The organism is Lentilitoribacter sp. Alg239-R112, from assembly GCF_900537175.1.
In the GTDB taxonomy this organism is placed as follows: domain Bacteria; phylum Pseudomonadota; class Alphaproteobacteria; order Rhizobiales; family Rhizobiaceae; genus Lentilitoribacter.
On record NZ_LS999834.1, the window covers coordinates 318765 to 334197 of the forward strand.

At 43.3% G+C, this 15433-nt stretch carries 14 protein-coding genes; 5 read left to right on the forward strand and 9 right to left on the reverse strand.

Features of this window, described 5'->3' with window-relative positions; all coding sequences use genetic code 11:
• Positions 1–153: 153 nt before the first annotated feature.
• The gene (locus G3W54_RS14850; RefSeq protein ID WP_162654057.1) at positions 154–1473 is read left to right on the forward strand and encodes an HlyD family type I secretion periplasmic adaptor subunit; all 1320 of its coding nucleotides are present in this window, start codon (positions 154–156) and stop codon (positions 1471–1473) included.
• Positions 1474–1488: 15 nt separating this feature from the next.
• Here G3W54_RS14850 and G3W54_RS14855 read toward each other — a convergent pair whose 3' ends face one another.
• The gene (locus G3W54_RS14855; protein WP_162654058.1) at positions 1489–2694 is read right to left on the reverse strand and encodes an ROK family protein; all 1206 of its coding nucleotides are present in this window, start codon (positions 2692–2694) and stop codon (positions 1489–1491) included.
• Positions 2695–2930: 236 nt separating this feature from the next.
• Between G3W54_RS14855 and xylA the strand changes: the two genes are divergently transcribed.
• Together xylA and G3W54_RS14865 are read left to right on the forward strand one after the other, a co-directional pair.
• Entirely contained in the window at positions 2931–4244 is a 1314-nt protein-coding gene (xylA, locus tag G3W54_RS14860; RefSeq protein ID WP_162654059.1) for a xylose isomerase, read from the forward strand.
• A gap of 147 nt (positions 4245–4391) precedes the next feature.
• The gene (locus G3W54_RS14865) at positions 4392–5831 is read left to right on the forward strand and encodes a YdiU family protein (RefSeq protein WP_162654060.1); all 1440 of its coding nucleotides are present in this window, start codon (positions 4392–4394) and stop codon (positions 5829–5831) included.
• A gap of 1 nt (position 5832) precedes the next feature.
• Here G3W54_RS14865 and G3W54_RS14870 read toward each other — a convergent pair whose 3' ends face one another.
• Together G3W54_RS14870 and G3W54_RS14875 are read right to left on the reverse strand one after the other, a co-directional pair.
• A complete protein-coding gene (locus tag G3W54_RS14870; RefSeq protein ID WP_162654061.1) occupies positions 5833–7188 on the reverse strand; it encodes an EAL domain-containing protein in 1356 nt (451 codons plus the stop codon).
• Positions 7189–7424: 236 nt separating this feature from the next.
• On the reverse strand, positions 7425–7637 hold the full coding sequence (locus G3W54_RS14875) for a hypothetical protein (protein WP_162654062.1): 213 nt from the start codon (positions 7635–7637) through the stop codon (positions 7425–7427).
• A 93-nt stretch (positions 7638–7730) separates the two neighbouring features.
• Here G3W54_RS14875 and mutL point away from each other — a divergent pair, with 93 nt between their 5' ends.
• Positions 7731–9536 carry a DNA mismatch repair endonuclease MutL gene (gene mutL / locus G3W54_RS14880; protein ID WP_162654063.1) on the forward strand — a complete coding sequence of 602 codons (1806 nt, stop codon included), beginning with the start codon at positions 7731–7733 and terminating at the stop codon, positions 9534–9536.
• A 96-nt stretch (positions 9537–9632) separates the two neighbouring features.
• Positions 9633–9839, forward strand: a complete 207-nt coding sequence (locus G3W54_RS14885; RefSeq protein WP_162654064.1) for a DUF2093 domain-containing protein — start codon at positions 9633–9635, stop codon at positions 9837–9839.
• A 30-nt stretch (positions 9840–9869) separates the two neighbouring features.
• Here the strand turns inward: G3W54_RS14885 and lpxK are convergent, their stop codons facing one another.
• The 6 genes from lpxK to G3W54_RS14915 form a co-directional block, all read right to left on the reverse strand.
• Entirely contained in the window at positions 9870–10886 is a 1017-nt protein-coding gene (gene lpxK, locus G3W54_RS14890; RefSeq protein WP_162654065.1) for a tetraacyldisaccharide 4'-kinase, read from the reverse strand.
• Entirely contained in the window at positions 10876–12222 is a 1347-nt protein-coding gene (gene waaA / locus G3W54_RS14895) for a lipid IV(A) 3-deoxy-D-manno-octulosonic acid transferase (RefSeq protein WP_162654066.1), read from the reverse strand. The genes lpxK and waaA overlap by 11 nt, the downstream gene beginning before the upstream one ends.
• A complete protein-coding gene (locus tag G3W54_RS14900; protein WP_162654067.1) occupies positions 12219–12923 on the reverse strand; it encodes a lysophospholipid acyltransferase family protein in 705 nt (234 codons plus the stop codon). Before G3W54_RS14900 ends, waaA begins: the two co-directional genes overlap by 4 nt.
• A gap of 61 nt (positions 12924–12984) precedes the next feature.
• Positions 12985–13221: a DUF4170 domain-containing protein gene (locus tag G3W54_RS14905; RefSeq protein ID WP_162654068.1), complete on the reverse strand. Its 237-nt coding sequence runs from the start codon at positions 13219–13221 to the stop codon at positions 12985–12987.
• Positions 13222–13262: 41 nt separating this feature from the next.
• Positions 13263–14060 carry a 3'(2'),5'-bisphosphate nucleotidase CysQ gene (locus G3W54_RS14910; RefSeq protein WP_162654069.1) on the reverse strand — a complete coding sequence of 266 codons (798 nt, stop codon included), beginning with the start codon at positions 14058–14060 and terminating at the stop codon, positions 13263–13265.
• Complete coding sequence (locus tag G3W54_RS14915) at positions 14053–15399, reverse strand: TldD/PmbA family protein (protein WP_162654070.1); 1347 nt, start codon at positions 15397–15399, stop codon at positions 14053–14055. Before G3W54_RS14915 ends, G3W54_RS14910 begins: the two co-directional genes overlap by 8 nt.
• Positions 15400–15433 lie beyond the last annotated feature (34 nt).

The following is a 15433-nucleotide window of genomic DNA, read 5'->3' on the forward strand; positions in this document are numbered from 1 at the left end:
ATTTAGCTGAATTTTAACGTTAATGGCATTATAACGATAAGACATAACACATACGGTATCGGGGTGGACTCGTAATGATCAGTCCTGAGGCTTTATGGAAACAAGTTTGCAAGCTCATTTTTGCAATTTTAAGTAGAAATAGGAATAGATGCGTTGAGTAACAGAGACCAAGTCTCGGGAAACCATTTTATTCTACCTGCCGAACTTGACGATGATAAATCAATCGCAGTCATGGGCCGGCGGGCTAACTTCATTTGTTTGATCGTTCTAGCTGCAATCATCTGGTCTATCTTCGCTCCAATAGATGAATTGGTGGTTGCGAATGGTGAAATCATTCCCACTGACAGGATCAGCTCCATAGAGCATCGTGAGGGCGGTATCGTCGATAAAGTGATGATGAAAGAAGGACAAAAAATTAGAGCTGGGGATACAATACTTGAACTAAACCCCATATCGACAAATGCGGACTTTAATCAAATTGAGATTCAAAGTGTAAGTCTTGAACTTAAATTAAAATCACTTGAGGCCCTTCTTGATCGACAAGAGTTAGACTTTGGTAAGGTTGGCGATGATTATCCGGATCTTGTCGCGAAAGAACGCATTGCGCACGAGGCGCGCGCGACATTTATCGAGAAAGAGCTTGCAAGCCTTAAAACCAATGTCGCATTGAAAACGCTTGAAATTTCATCATTTGAAAATGATATCATAAGTCTTCAGCGTCAACTTGAAATAGAACAAGAGCGCAACAATAGCCTTGAAGAATTGTTGCGGGCCGGACATATATCTCGCCAGGAATATCTGGACTCTAAGTCTAATCTAGAACGCCTCTCACAAAGCCTTGATGCCGCCAAAAGTCAGCGAGATGTTGCCACATTGCAATCGGTGGAAGCAGAACGCGTTATGGAAAGTAAAATTGCTCAAGATAAGAAGTTATTTTTGGAAGAGCAAACTCAAATTCTATCCGAACTTTCTCAGTCCCGCTCGCAGCTCACCAAGCAGGTTGATCGAAACGAGCGTTTAATTATTAAATCACCTATAGACGGATATGTGCAGGAACTTGCACAGAAAACGAAAGGTGAAGTCGTCAGCCCCGGAGAACTTGTAGCAAAGATTGTTCCTCAAGAACGAAAGATTGTCGCTGAAGTTAAAGTTGATCCCTATGATATAGGTCACATAAAACCTGGTGACACAGCTGAGATCAGCATCTCGACATTTGATCCCAGTATCTTTGGAATTGCCAACGGACAAATCACGGTGTTATCTCCGTCTACTTTTGTGACCGAACGTGGTGATGCATATTATAAAGCAATCATTAGTTTGGATGATAATTTCGTTGGCGAGAAGCAAACGAAACGTTTCCTTCATGCAGGTATGGTTGTTGATGCCAAAATTAAAACCGGATCAAAATCACTCATGAGATATATGCTCAAACCTGTTCTCAAATCATTTGGCGCATCATTCTCTGAACGATAATTTGCCAATTTTAAACTACACCTTAATCACTTCGAAAGCAGCACTTTGGTCCATAAGTTCCAAAGCGACGATTGCACATCCGTTTTCGATATGTTGTTGGGCATCAAGGTCTTGTGAAAATGGAACATTTATATCCTTTTGAAATCTGAAATTCTCTGAAAGAGAGTGCCGTATATCATCTTCCATAAGGTCGAGTGCCTGTGCTCCGCGACCAACGAAGGTCACCGGAAATGGGTCGAAAAAACTAAACATAGTTGCAAGTCCATATCCTAAGGCACGACCAGCTTGTTTGATTGCCCGACGTTCTGGTCCGTCATCTAATCGGGCTTTTGCCACTATATCTGAAATGTCCGAGGCTTTTATTTCAAACTCAGGAAGAAAGCTACTACCCTTCTCATTTGCCATCCGCCATATTGCATAATCACTCGCATATGCTTCGACACATCCATGCTTTCCGCAACGACAAAGTGCACCATCCTCTCGTCGATAGGATATATGGCCAAGTTCGGAGGCGGAAGATTTAATTCCGTGAAACGGTTGGCCGTCAATATATAGTCCTATGCCAATACCGTAAGACATCAGAACTGCTGCGAAGGATGGATGTTCCTCATTTGAAGTCTTCGAAAGACTTTGTGCAATCATAGCACAATCATTGGCCACGATCACTTTCGCATTGCTAAGTTCAGATAAAATGGATGCAAATCCATTGCCCGCATCGTCCAAGATTGGCGACCATAATATGTCTTGTCCATCATTGCTGGTCAGCCCTTGAACACCGATAACATATATGTCGGGTTTTCGAGCTAACGCTAAACCTTCGACCAAAGAGTAGATCTTTTTACCAAGGTTTTTTGCATCAGATTTCCCAAATTTAATCGGCTCATCAATACGTACGATCTTGCGCCCCGAATAATCAATGACATCAAGCTTTAGGCCATTAAAATTGAGCGACCCGGCAATGACACACCCGTAATTAGGATTGAGGCCGAGTTGAACCCGAGGCCGACCATGAGATTGAGTAGAATTTACATCATTATCAGCTGCTTGAATAACATTTTCGGACAAAAGCCCGGTCGTAACATTTGTCACTGTTCCCGGACTAAGTTCAGTTTGTTTTCCAAGTTCAGTACGCGAAACTTGGCCAACTTTACGAAATTGGGAGAGAACACGAAGACGGTTTTGCTTTCGCACATCATCAGACAGATACAGGTTTGTTTTCAAATTCAAATCCTAACTTTTCCGCATGTTTCATAAAGATCATATTTTTTTATTCAGCGATAGTGCCAGCTGTATCACAGACAATAATGATTGACGTTAATAAAGAACCATGCAATACTTTAAGGGTTAAATTAAATGAAACATCTATTCTCTGAAATCAATCTTGAAATAGAATAATTGCATTTAGGCATCTTTGTAATTCGCAATGGATATACAATTGAGCGCATAAAGGAGCACTAATGAGTACTGGATTTTTTAATGACATCGGCACGATTAAATATGAAGGACCAGGTTCAGATAACCCATTAGCCTTCCGCCATTATAATCCTGATGAAGTGATCATGGGAAAACGCATGGAAGATCATCTTCGTTTTGCCGTAGCATACTGGCATTCATTTGCCTGGGAAGGTGGCGATCCATTTGGGGGACGAACATTTAATCGTCCTTGGTATCCGCAAGACAATATGGGCAAATCCAAAATTAAAGCTGATATTGCATTTGAAATGTTTCAAATATTGGGCGCACCATATTATTGCTTCCATGACGCTGATATCCGCCCAGAGGGAGATAATTTTGCTCAAAGCAGGCGAAACTTAGAAGAAATCACTGATATCTTTGCTCATAAACAAGAAGAAACTGGCATCAGACTTCTTTGGGGTACCGCAAATCTATTTTCCCATAAACGTTTCATGTCTGGTGCAAGCACAAATCCCGATCCGGATGTATTTGCCTATTCTGCGGCGACCATCAAATCATGTATGGATGCAACACATAAACTGGGTGGTGAAAACTACGTCCTATGGGGTGGCCGCGAAGGTTATGAAACTCTGCTGAATACAAATCTCGCGCAGGAAGATGCGCAAATGGGCCGGATGCTCAACATGGTCGTTGAATATAAGCATAAGATCGGGTTTAAAGGCTCGATTTTAGTTGAACCAAAGCCACAAGAGCCAAGCAAGCACCAATATGACTATGATGCCGCGACTTGTTACGGCTTTTTAAAACGGCATGGATTGGAGAAAGAAGTAAAGTTAAATCTGGAACAAGGTCATGCAATACTCGCTGGTCATTCTTTTGAACATGAGATTGCGACAGCCGCTAGCTTGGGTATTTTAGGCTCCATAGATATGAACCGTAACGACTACCAATCTGGCTGGGATACAGACCAATTTCCGAACAATGTGCCAGAAGTCGCACTTGCCTACTATCACATCCTGAAAGATGGCGGCCTGAAAACAGGTGGTACTAACTTTGATGCAAAACTTAGGCGCCAATCAATTGATGCAGAAGATTTACTGCATGGGCATATTGGAGGCATGGATATCTGCGCTCGCGGCCTAAAGGCCGCGGCAGCGATCATTGAAGATGGCACTTACGACCAAATTGTCGCTGAACGCTATTCCAATTGGAATGGTGAAGAAGCACAAAAAATGCTTCAAGGCGAATATAGTCTGGACGACATTGCATCGTATGTCGAGCAAGCCGATGTCAATCCAGAACCAAAATCAGGTAGACAAGAATATTTGGAGAACTTGATAAATCGTTTTGTCTAACCACCATTTAACCGTTAGCACGATAAAGGCGTTCAATTACTGGGCGCCTTTTTGCATTAATGAGAGTGGGTTTTCCCATTTACCACTCGAGCTGATTAAGATTGGATGATATATCTCATATATTGCCCCTAATTAAGTTGCCAAATCATGCCAGTTCACCCACAAAACTATCAGCCAGCTCCACTTCATCTTAAACTGGGTGAAAAATTCTATGACGAAGTGAAACCAGCAAATTTTCCAGATACGATTCTCAGATATCGAAATCAAACTGCCGCTGAAACAATTGGGCTCGATACGCTTGCTAATGACGAGTGGATTTCGCACTTTAGCAGGTTCGAGCCACTTGAGCACAACCTATCGCGACCATTAGCGCTCCGTTATCATGGCCATCAATTTCGCAACTACAATCATGAACTTGGCGATGGGCGCGGATTTTTATTCGCCCAAGTTAAAGATAATGAAAATCGTTTACTTGATTTAGGAACCAAAGGTTCCGGTCAAACGCCTTGGTCAAGATCAGGAGATGGGCGCCTAACACTCAAAGGCGGCGTGCGAGAAGTGCTGGCAACGGAACTGCTCACAGCGCTTGGTGTCTACACATCCAAGAGTTTTAGTCTCGTAGAAACTAATGAAAAACTTGAGCGCAATGACGAACCATCCCCTACCCGATCGAGCGTATTAACTCGCCTAAATCATAGTCACATTCGCATTGGCACATTCCAACGACAACTGTTCCTTGAAGATCATGCCGCCATTGAACAACTTGTAAGTTACTCGAACGAGCATTATTTTCCACATGCAAATGAACATCATAACCCACCGCTAGCTTTCTTTTCTTCTGTTGTCGAGCAGGTTGCCAAACTGGGCGCTGAATGGTTTGCCGCCGGTTTTGTTCATGGTGTTCTAAATACCGATAATATTACGATAGCAGGTGAGAGTTTTGATTATGGACCGTGGCGTTTCCTGCCACACCTTGACCCTGAATTCACCGCAGCTTACTTCGACCATTCCAGATTATATGCATTTGGTCGGCAGCCCGATGCACTTTATTGGAACTTGGCTCGATTAGCAGAATGTCTTTTACCTCTTTGCGCGCTTGAAGACCTAAAACAAGCACTCTCCAAGTTTTCAGAAACTTTCGAAACACAACTTCAAAGGCAAACCCTTGCCCGTCTTGGCATTGCACAAACATTGAGTGATACAGATCCAATTGTTGCGCAATTTTATCAAACTCTTAGAGATAGCGAAGCTGGTTATGAGCAGTGCTTTTTTGATCTTACTTGCGGTGCGCAAGCCGAGCGACTAGAAGCCAGTCCACAAAAAGACTTCTATCATCAGAGCAGTTTTATGCCGCTTATCGAGGCCATTCGCGAACGCGAACTTATTTCCGATGCAAACGATGTTTTGTGCAGCGAACTCATGCAAAGAGGAAGATTAGCGCAAACGCTAATTATTGACGAAGTTGAGGCAATTTGGGCTTCAATTACGCAGAGCGATGACTGGTCCTTATTTGAGGATAAAATTTCACGTATTCAAGAGTATGGAAGAGTTAATGATACACTACTCGCATATGGAATACTCAGATAACTTAGTATGGAAAAGCTATTGTTGTTCCGCGCGGAAGAACCCCTAAACTCTCGAGATAAGCACATGTATCTTTTGCGTTAATTGGCCGACCAAAGAAATAACCTTGCCCATATCCGCAGCCCATATCATTTAACATTTCAGCTTGTTCTTCAGTCTCAATCCCTTCAGCAACCGCTGCGAGATCAAGCCCTTGGCACATGGCTAGAATAGCCTTTACAATATGTTCTGTGGGTTTATCAGTCGTAATCTCATTGACAAATGCACGATCAATTTTGACCTTATCAAAAGCAAAGTCGCGCAATCTACCAAGACTTGATTGACCAGTTCCAAAATCATCAAGCGAGATGCCAATTCTTGCATCACGCAGTTCATTCATAATCTTGTTAGCAATTTCAGGATCACTCATTATCGCTGTTTCAGTTATTTCCATCTCAACAGCGCGTGTATCAATACCGGCCTTGCCCAAAATCGCGATAATGCTTGATGCCGTTGTAGGATCAACTAATTGGGCCGATGATAGATTGAATGATAAGAACATGCCTTCAGGCCATGTTTGAGCAACTTTTGATGCTTTCCGCAAAAGCACCTCTGTTAATTGATCAATAAACCCGCGTTCTTCGGCTAGGGGAATGAAGATATCTGGCGGCACAAACCCCAACTCACGGTCTGTCCAGCGTGCGAGAGCTTCAAAACCAACCGGCATCTTAGTACTCAAATTTACAATGGGTTGGAAATGAACCTCGACTTCATCACTGTTAATGGCACGGCGTAATGCTTGCTCAATCAATGTGCCACGTTTAATTTGCTCTGCTATTTCCTCTGAATATACAGTGATCTGATTGCGGCCCCGGCGCTTAGAACGATAAAGTGCAGTATCTGCACTTTCCATAAGCGTATTATTATCTTCACCAGCAAATGGATAAATAGAAAAGCCAAAAGAAGAGGACAATCGAACGTTTCGTTCACCTAAGTCATAAGGTGCTGAGAGGACTTCGGCGAGAACTTTGCCAAGTTTTGTTGCACTATCCTGATCGAAAACCAATGGAAGCAAGAAGCCAAATTCATCCCCCTCCAGCCGTGCACATGTTGCGCCAGCAGGTAGACAATTTTTTAGACGGTGAGCAATTTGACAGAGAATTTCATCTCCGGCAGCATGACCAAAGAGGTCGTTGATCGGCTTAAAACCATCAATGTTCATAATACCAACAGTGAATGGCGCAGGATCTTGTGCTCGTTCGTCAACAAGTCTTGCGATTTTATCAGTTAATCGCCACCTGTTGCCCAAACCCGTGAGCGAATCCGTAAAACGGGATCGTTCATCTCTGTGGACATCTGCATTTTGGGCATTCAAATCCATGAAACTTAAAAACTCTCAATCGTTTCAGAGCATTATCCAGAATACTACTCTACTAAGCTTTTAAAATATAAATGTTAATTTTATCCTATCGTTAATCCATGATTTAGAGGGTTAAAATCGATAATAAGATAGTAAACTGATATGACGTAAATCGTTGATATAGGTTAGAATTGAGCCAGTTCTGTATAGGTTTTTGAGTTTAGAAAAAATTGCAAGACTCGTTGTTTTCCAGCATACTAGTAGCCGAAAGACCAGTTTTTGGGACGATGAAGAGTATCGAATAAATCAAAAGCACCACAATTATCTTCGCTACCGCCAATACCAACTGTATTTCCAACAAAGGCAAAGATGTTTGGTAACCACGCCGGAACACAATTTAAAGGATTTGCAAAAGAAACACCCTCTAGAAACAATTGCTCAAGTCTGTTTATTGAAGATATTTCATCCATATTACAATTCTCAAGCCAGATATGTTCTGATTGCTTTCTAAAGAATCAGATATAGTTTGCACATCAATAATTTTACATAAGATACAATTTGATATGAATATTCGCAGATTATCCGACACAATGGTCAATCAAATCGCTGCTGGGGAAGTTGTTGAACGACCAGCAAGCGTGATAAAAGAGTTGGTCGAAAATGCGATAGATGCTGGCGCAACACGTATCGAAATTGCAACGGCTTCGGGCGGGAAAGCACTATTGCGCGTCATTGATAACGGTCATGGCATGAATGAACAAGACCTGAGACTGGCAATTGAACGCCACTGCACATCAAAGGTCACCGAACGTCTTGACGAGATCAAATCTTTAGGCTTTCGCGGAGAAGCATTACCGTCAATTGGTTCGGTAGCCAAATTGAAAATTGTCAGTCGGACAAAAGTTGCAAGCAATGGTCACGAAATTGAAGTGATTGGTGGGCAAATATCCGACGTCAAACCGAAGGCGGCAAATCTTGGAACCATTGTCGAGGTGCGGGACCTTTTTTTCGCGACACCTGCACGCTTGAAATTCATGAAAACGGATAGAGCAGAAAATACAGCGATCTCGGACACCTTGCGCCGGATTGCAATTGCATTTCCCAATATCCATTTTGTGTTATCCGGCCCAGATCGTTCGACCTTAGAATTCAAATCCGCCGGAAATGACAATCTTGCACGCATCGCTCAAATATTGGGGAGAGATTTCTCACAGAATACAATTGAGATAGACGCTGAGCGAGAGCACATTGAACTAGCAGGGTATGTTGGCGTACCAACATTTAATCGCGGAAATTCACTTCATCAATTTGCCTATGTGAATGGTCGACCTATCCAAGACAAGTTGGTTCTTTCTGCTTTGAGGGGTGCTTACTCAGACCGCTTACCTCGCGGGCGCTACCCCGTCGCCGTTCTGTTCATTAAATTGGATCCAGCGCTTGTCGATGTTAACGTTCATCCGGCTAAAGCTGATGTGCGTTTTCGCGATCCTCAACTGGTCAGAGGTCTCATTATTGGCGCCATTCGCCAAGCATTAGGTGATGAAGGTGACCGCTCATCAACAACTGCAACCGAAGATTTAAAGAACACATTCCGAGCGGACACATTTTCATCTGACAACAGGGCTGCTTATACAGCAGCACCTTATACAGCCGCTGATTGGTCTCATAAAGCATCACCCAGCCGACCATTGCAAGATGGTTTTGGTGAAACTCAGCAGAGCCAATTTGACATTGCTCAACAGCCATCTGCCCGCATGGATACAGTTGAAAACAACGACGTAGCGATAACTTTTCGTCTCGGAGCAGCACGTGCGCAAATTCACGAAAACTATATTCTTTCACAAACAGAAAATGGGATGATTATCATCGATCAACATGCCGCTCATGAGCGAATTGTATATGAACGTATGAAGAAGGCGCTTTATGGTGATGCTATTAAAACCCAAGTCTTGCTCATACCGCAGATTGTTGATCTTAGTGAAGATGAATGTGATCGACTTATTGAATTATCAGAAGATTTCAAATCATTGGGCCTATATATTGAACGCTTTGGACCAGGCGCAATCGCAGTTCGAGAAACACCGGCAATCCTGGGTGAGATAGATGCAAGTGGCCTTATCAAACAACTTAGCGATGAGGTTGCCGAATGGGATGATATGTCTGGTCTTGCACAAAGGTTAGAAGCGGTCGCATCCACTATGGCATGCCATAGTTCGGTACGTTCTGGCCGCCGGATGCAGGCAGATGAAATGAACGCGCTCTTGAGACAAATGGAGCAAACACCCGGTTCTGGGCAATGCAACCATGGGCGCCCAACCTACATTGAATTGGGTCTCGATGATATTGAGAAACTATTCTCCAGACGTTGAGTATAAGGAAGAAGTTGCATTGATTATAGTAGAGTATTATTAAGTTACATCAGCTGACTAATATGCATTTAGAGCAAAGAGCGCCTTGGAGATCACATGAACCAATTTGAAAAATCAGATATCGCAAAGATCAGATATCTAGACGCAGACTTTCAGGTCATAATTCAAGGTAGTTATGTAGTATGCGCTATTACGGGTGAAAGGATACCTGTAGATGAGCTCAAATACTGGAGCGTTGCGCGTCAGGAAGCATACATTGATGTTCAGGCCTCTTATACGGCTGAATTACAAAACATGGCGTGAGCAAACTCAGCTGGTGTGAGATGAGTACGTTCACTTATTTTTAAAGTTCTTGATTGCCCGATCAATAATAACCGCACTCGTTGCAGGATCATCAAACACCAGCTCGACATCAAGAACCTTTAACATTTCTGAAAATTCTTTTGATTTACCAAGACCCGACTGGAGACGTACGAAGTCTTTCATGGTTGTTACCAGTTCAAGATCGGACTTTTTTGCTAGTGCAATAAGTTCGTCAATTTCATCATCAGTATAATAATGATGATCTGAAAATGATCTTGTTATCTCAAGTTTGGCACCAGTTTTTCCCAATGATGTAAAGAATTTTTGAGGATCACCAATTCCTGCGAAAGCAAGATACTTTTTGTCCGCAAATTCTGAACCTGATTTTGACTTTAATACAGCATTGTAGACAGGTTTTGCCGATCGTGCAGCTATACGAATAAGACTGTCGGCAGTATTTCCTTCACCGATTACGCATAATGCATGGGCATAGATCATCTGATCTCTCAAAGGTGCACGTACAGGACCTGCTGGAATAACTTTACCATTGCCCAGACCGCGTACAGAATCGACAACAAGAACAGAATAGTCAAACCACAGATGCGCGCTTTGAAAACCATCATCCATAAGAATGATATCAACACCGTGCTCTATAAGTGCCAAAGCGCCGGCGTGACGATCTTGTGAAACCATGGTAGGGGCGACCTCAGCCAATAGGATTGGTTCATCACCGACATATTTTGCGCTATGATGAGATAGATCAACTAATGTCGGTGACGACGCTGTTCCACCATACCCGCGCGTTAGGATACCCGGCTTTAGCCCTCGCATTAAGGCTGCTTTTGCAAATGCAATAGCTGTGGGAGTTTTGCCTGCGCCTCCGACAGTAAAATTGCCTATACATATAACAGGCACATCAACGTTTCGCCGCGTTGCTTTGATCATTCGACCGGATGCTATTTTTCCATAGATCCACGAAATCGGTGACAATAATGCCGCCTGCAATCCAGGTTTCTGATACCAAAATGGAGGAGCTTCAGACGCCATCCTTCATTCCATTTAACTGTTTGATTGGTTTTTGTCGCTCAAGGCTAGATTCGATTACGAGCGGCGTCAAATAAGGTTCTAAATCTTGAATCGTTTTTTCAAGTGAGCCACGCATATTCTGAACGGTTGATAATCCTGCATCAATCATTCCCTGCCGCGCGTCTTCGTTAGACATAAGATGCTCAACGCATTGGGCAAGTGTGTCAGTGTCTTTAACAATACGTGCAGCGTTATTTTGCAAAAGCGTACGGAATGCTTCTCTGAAATTCTGAACATTTGGGCCTGTTAATATAGCTGTTTCAAGCATTGCCGGTTCAATTGGGTTTTGGCCGCCCTCGCCTTTTATGGATTTTCCAACAAAAACAATCGATACAAGCCTCAGATAAAGCCCCATCTCGCCAGTGGTATCACCCAGTAATACATCAATGTCTTTTGTTACAGGTTCGCCTTTTGATTTCCGTGCAACTTTCAACCCCTTATCATTGAGCATCTTCTCAATAGCATCAGCACGTTCCACATGGCGGGGCACAATGATCAAAATCGAATCTGGATTATTCTTACTGACCAATTTGTGTGCGTCAGCAACAATCTCTTCCTCACCGTCAAATGTCGAAATAGCTGCCCATGATGTTCGATTTTCCAAACTATGACTATAAATGGAGAAATCTTCATCCTTCACGGGCGGAAGATCTGAATCAACTTTCAAATTGCCCGAAACTGTAACTGGGTTTGCGCCAAGTGAAGAAAAACGAGTTGCATCAAGCTCAGTTTGCGCGACCACATGAGAGAGGTTCTCAAAAAGTGCATCGGCGAGTTTCGGTGATCTACTCCATGTTGCAAAAGACTTATCAGATATCCGACCATTGACTAAAATCTGAGGAATACGTCTCGCGCCCAGTTCCAAAATAGTCATCGGCCAAATTTCAGACTCCGAAATAATGACAAGATCAGGGCGCCAATGGTTAAGAAAATTGCTGACAGCGGGCTTTAAATCAAGCGGCACATATTGATGTATAACCGCCTCACCCAATCTTTCATTAGCTATGTTCGCTGACGTAACCGTTCCGGTTGTAACAACAACAGCAATCCCCCGACGAACGACCTCTTCAATTAGTGGTATGATAGCTACAGTTTCGCCAACACTTGCCGCATGGAACCAAATTAGAGGCCCATCAGGTCGCACTTGCTTTGAACGGCCATATCTTTCACTGCGACGAGCACGCTCTTCTTTTCCTTTTGCTGCTCTAACCGATAAGTATGGTCCAAGCATCGGATAGACAGCAGCTCCCGTGAGACGATAGCCGTGCAATAACATTCGTGCAAAAAAACTACTCATATACTATGACCAACAACCTCATATGCTTCTCGGGTAACGTTGTTCAATTCTGCATCAACTTGTTTACGCAACATATCTAGCTCCTCCCCCGAACTATCACCGGGCACAAAAACAGGATTTCCAACTCTGACACAGGATTTGCCAAATGGTAAATTGATTGTGGTTTTGTCCCAGCTACCTTCTATCACCTTAAATCGACTTGTTGCAATTGCCAAAGGCACAATAGGCCGACCCGAAAGTTTTGCGAGCGTGACGATACCTTTGCCCGATTCGCGTGGTTCGCCTTTTGAGATATCGGCAATCACACAAACATTTTTTCCCGTTTTTAGAAAACCTAATAATTCAAGTATAGCAGACACGCCGCCCTTTTTAAGGGTTGCCTCCCTTATTCTCCCACCAGAACCACGTACAACATCATACCCGGCAAGGTTCAAAACAATTGCATTAAATTCTGCGTCTTTGCTTTTGGATACCAAAGCAACCATATTTTTGCGTTTATGTCGCGGGTAAACATAAGGCATGAGGAAATGCTGACCGTGCCAAATAGCAAAGATCACCGGCTCATGCGCTTCAGATGCTTCAAGTTGCAGTTGATGATCTTTATCAAGCTTATTTGAATAACACACAAAGGATAAGGTTTTGTGCACCAAATAACCCACAATATGTTGAAAGGCTTTTGATCGAAATATTCTCTTACTCAACCTTGGTTTACCCAAGTTAAATTCCTCTCACATCGGGAAAGCAAAGAAGTGCGAAGATATACTAGTCTCCTAGACCAGGCTCAAGCAACTTATGCATATGAACAATAAAATAACGCATGTGCGCATTATCGACAGTCATTTGCGCCTTAGATTTCCAAGCTGCTAGTGCTTTCTCATAATTAGGATAGATACCAACTACGTCCAAATCCTCAAGATCGCGAAACTCAATACCCTCGAGGGACTCTAGTTCACCACCAAATACAAGGTGCAACAGTTGTTTTTGCTCTTCATTCGCCATTTGTCTAGTTCCTTAATGTCGACCCAAAAATGGGCGTAAATCTATTTAGCAGTTTTCAATGCATTTATCATGCCTGCTATATAACTTGGGCTTGTAGCAAACAAAAGGCCATGCTCGACATCGGGCGTATTATAAACAACATCCTTCCGATCACTGTCTTGTAATTTAAAACCCGCTTCTTGAATAATGATATCAGCTGCTGCCATATCCCAATCACGGGAATTTTTTCGCACAAAGATCCCATCAGCTTTGCTCTCTGCCAGACCTGCAAGCCTTAAAGCTAAAGAACGCGATCCATCAATCCGAGTAATAGAACGATCAAACTCTACATCTACATTTTTGGAAACTTCATGCGGTACGATTACATGGTTTAAACGTTCTATATCACCAGCCATGGTTTTTGAGATAGAGTTGCCATCAATGAAGCAACCCATATTTCTGGATGCTTTATATAATATGTTCTGAACGGGTGCATATAACACGCCATGTATCGGTCTACCGCCTGCTACAATCGCAATGGAAACACACCATTGATCGGTACCCGCAATGAACGCGCGTGTTCCATCAATTGGATCCACCACGAAAACCAGATCCTTATTCAATCTTGAAAGGTCGTCCTCAATCTCCTCTGAAAGCCATCCATAGTTAGGGCGCAGCTCAAGCAGTGTGGACTTAAGAAATTGATCAATTTCTATATCTGCCTCACTGACGGGAGAGCGGCCATGACCTTTATACCAAACTTCCGGGTCTTTTCTAAAGTGCTTCAAAGCGATTGCACCGGCTTGAAAAGCAGCCTCTTCAATGAGCATTAGGTCTTGTGGATTGAATAGATCAGTCACCTGCGATGGTCATCCCCTCAATAGCAATGGTTGGCGCAGCTATCGAATATTTGGGATCAATATCATCGGCAAGCACGATGCGTTTGAACATATCTTTCAGATTTGATGCAATCGTAATTTCCGATACCGGGAAAGTAAGTTCGCCATTTTCAATCCAAAAACCCGATGCGCCACGGCTATATTCACCTGTCACCATGTTAACACCCTGACCGATAACTTCTGTTACATATAGCCCATTTTTGACAGACCCAATGAGGTCTTTTGCATTTTGCTGGCCTTTAGAGACGATCACATTGGTTGACGCAGCTCCGATACCAGTGCCACTTCTTGCGCCACGACCATTGGTTTTCAAACCAAGTTCATTTGCAATTGAGGTGCTTAAATACCAATTCCTTAGAACTCCATTTTCGATCATGGTCATTTTTTGACCATCGACACCTTCACCATCAAATGGCCGCGATGAACTACGTCGTTTAATTTTGGGGTCATCTATAATGGTGATTGCCCCAGCCATCACTTGTTCATCCATCAGGTCTCTTAAAAAACTTGTCTTACGTGCAATAGAGCCACCGTTAATAGCACTAATGAGATGGCCAAAAATTCCACGCGACACACGAGGATCAAACACGATTGTCATGTCCGAACTCGTAGGTACTTTTCGCGGATTTAACCGCTTTACCGCTCGTTCCGCGGCAGACAGGCCAATATCTTCCGGCCTATCCAGATCCGCATAAAAAAGGCGACTATCAAAATCATAGTCTCGTTCCATGGCTGTGCCTTCACCAGCTAAAACACTGACAGATCTTGCAAAGTTCGTGACCATGTAACTGCCAGAGAACCCTTCGGAAGTGGCAAGTACCAAGCCGCCCATTCCCGATGAAGCACCAGATCCCAAAGAGTTTGCCACACCTTTGACACCCATTGCAGCCGCTTCCATCGAAAGCGCGACATCCGTTAGTTCTTCAGATAAAACTTGATGGTCATCGACCAGATCTAAGTCTTCTACGTCTTTTACTAAATCGTCTTTATCAGCCAATCCTACATAGGGATCTTCGGGAGATACTTTGGCCATTGCCACGGCCCGAGTTGCAAGTTCATTATCATCGCCACCTTGGCCTGCGCCTATACTTGCAACTTTTGAACCAACAAACACGCGTAAGCTAAAATCATCGCTTTCAGCTGCATTCGTATTTTCAACTTTCCCCATTCGAACGGAGACCGAGCTAGAACGCCCTCTAACAACAACGGCATCAGCCTTATCGGCGCCAGCTTTTCTTGCGGCATCAATTAATTTTTCCGCACGTTTTAGAAGTTTGTCAGATTGTATAGAATCTTTCATGGAATTGGCCTTTCTTATTGGCCCATTTATGCTT

Excerpts from the sequence above, each read along its gene's own strand:
- mutL (WP_162654063.1), top strand. The coding sequence starts at position 7,731 with ATGAATATTCGCAGATTATCCGACACAATGGTCAATCAAATCGCTGCT.
- G3W54_RS14905 (WP_162654068.1), bottom strand. The coding sequence starts at position 13,221 with ATGGCGAATGAAGAGCAAAAACAACTGTTGCACCTTGTATTTGGTGGT.
- waaA (WP_162654066.1), bottom strand. The coding sequence starts at position 12,222 with ATGAGTAGTTTTTTTGCACGAATGTTATTGCACGGCTATCGTCTCACG.
- xylA (WP_162654059.1), top strand. The coding sequence starts at position 2,931 with ATGAGTACTGGATTTTTTAATGACATCGGCACGATTAAATATGAAGGA.
- G3W54_RS14915 (WP_162654070.1), bottom strand. The coding sequence starts at position 15,399 with ATGAAAGATTCTATACAATCTGACAAACTTCTAAAACGTGCGGAAAAA.
- G3W54_RS14870 (WP_162654061.1), bottom strand. The coding sequence starts at position 7,188 with ATGGATTTGAATGCCCAAAATGCAGATGTCCACAGAGATGAACGATCC.
- lpxK (WP_162654065.1), bottom strand. The coding sequence starts at position 10,886 with ATGGCGTCTGAAGCTCCTCCATTTTGGTATCAGAAACCTGGATTGCAG.
- G3W54_RS14865 (WP_162654060.1), top strand. The coding sequence starts at position 4,392 with ATGCCAGTTCACCCACAAAACTATCAGCCAGCTCCACTTCATCTTAAA.
- G3W54_RS14875 (WP_162654062.1), bottom strand. The coding sequence starts at position 7,637 with ATGGATGAAATATCTTCAATAAACAGACTTGAGCAATTGTTTCTAGAG.
- G3W54_RS14885 (WP_162654064.1), top strand. The coding sequence starts at position 9,633 with ATGAACCAATTTGAAAAATCAGATATCGCAAAGATCAGATATCTAGAC.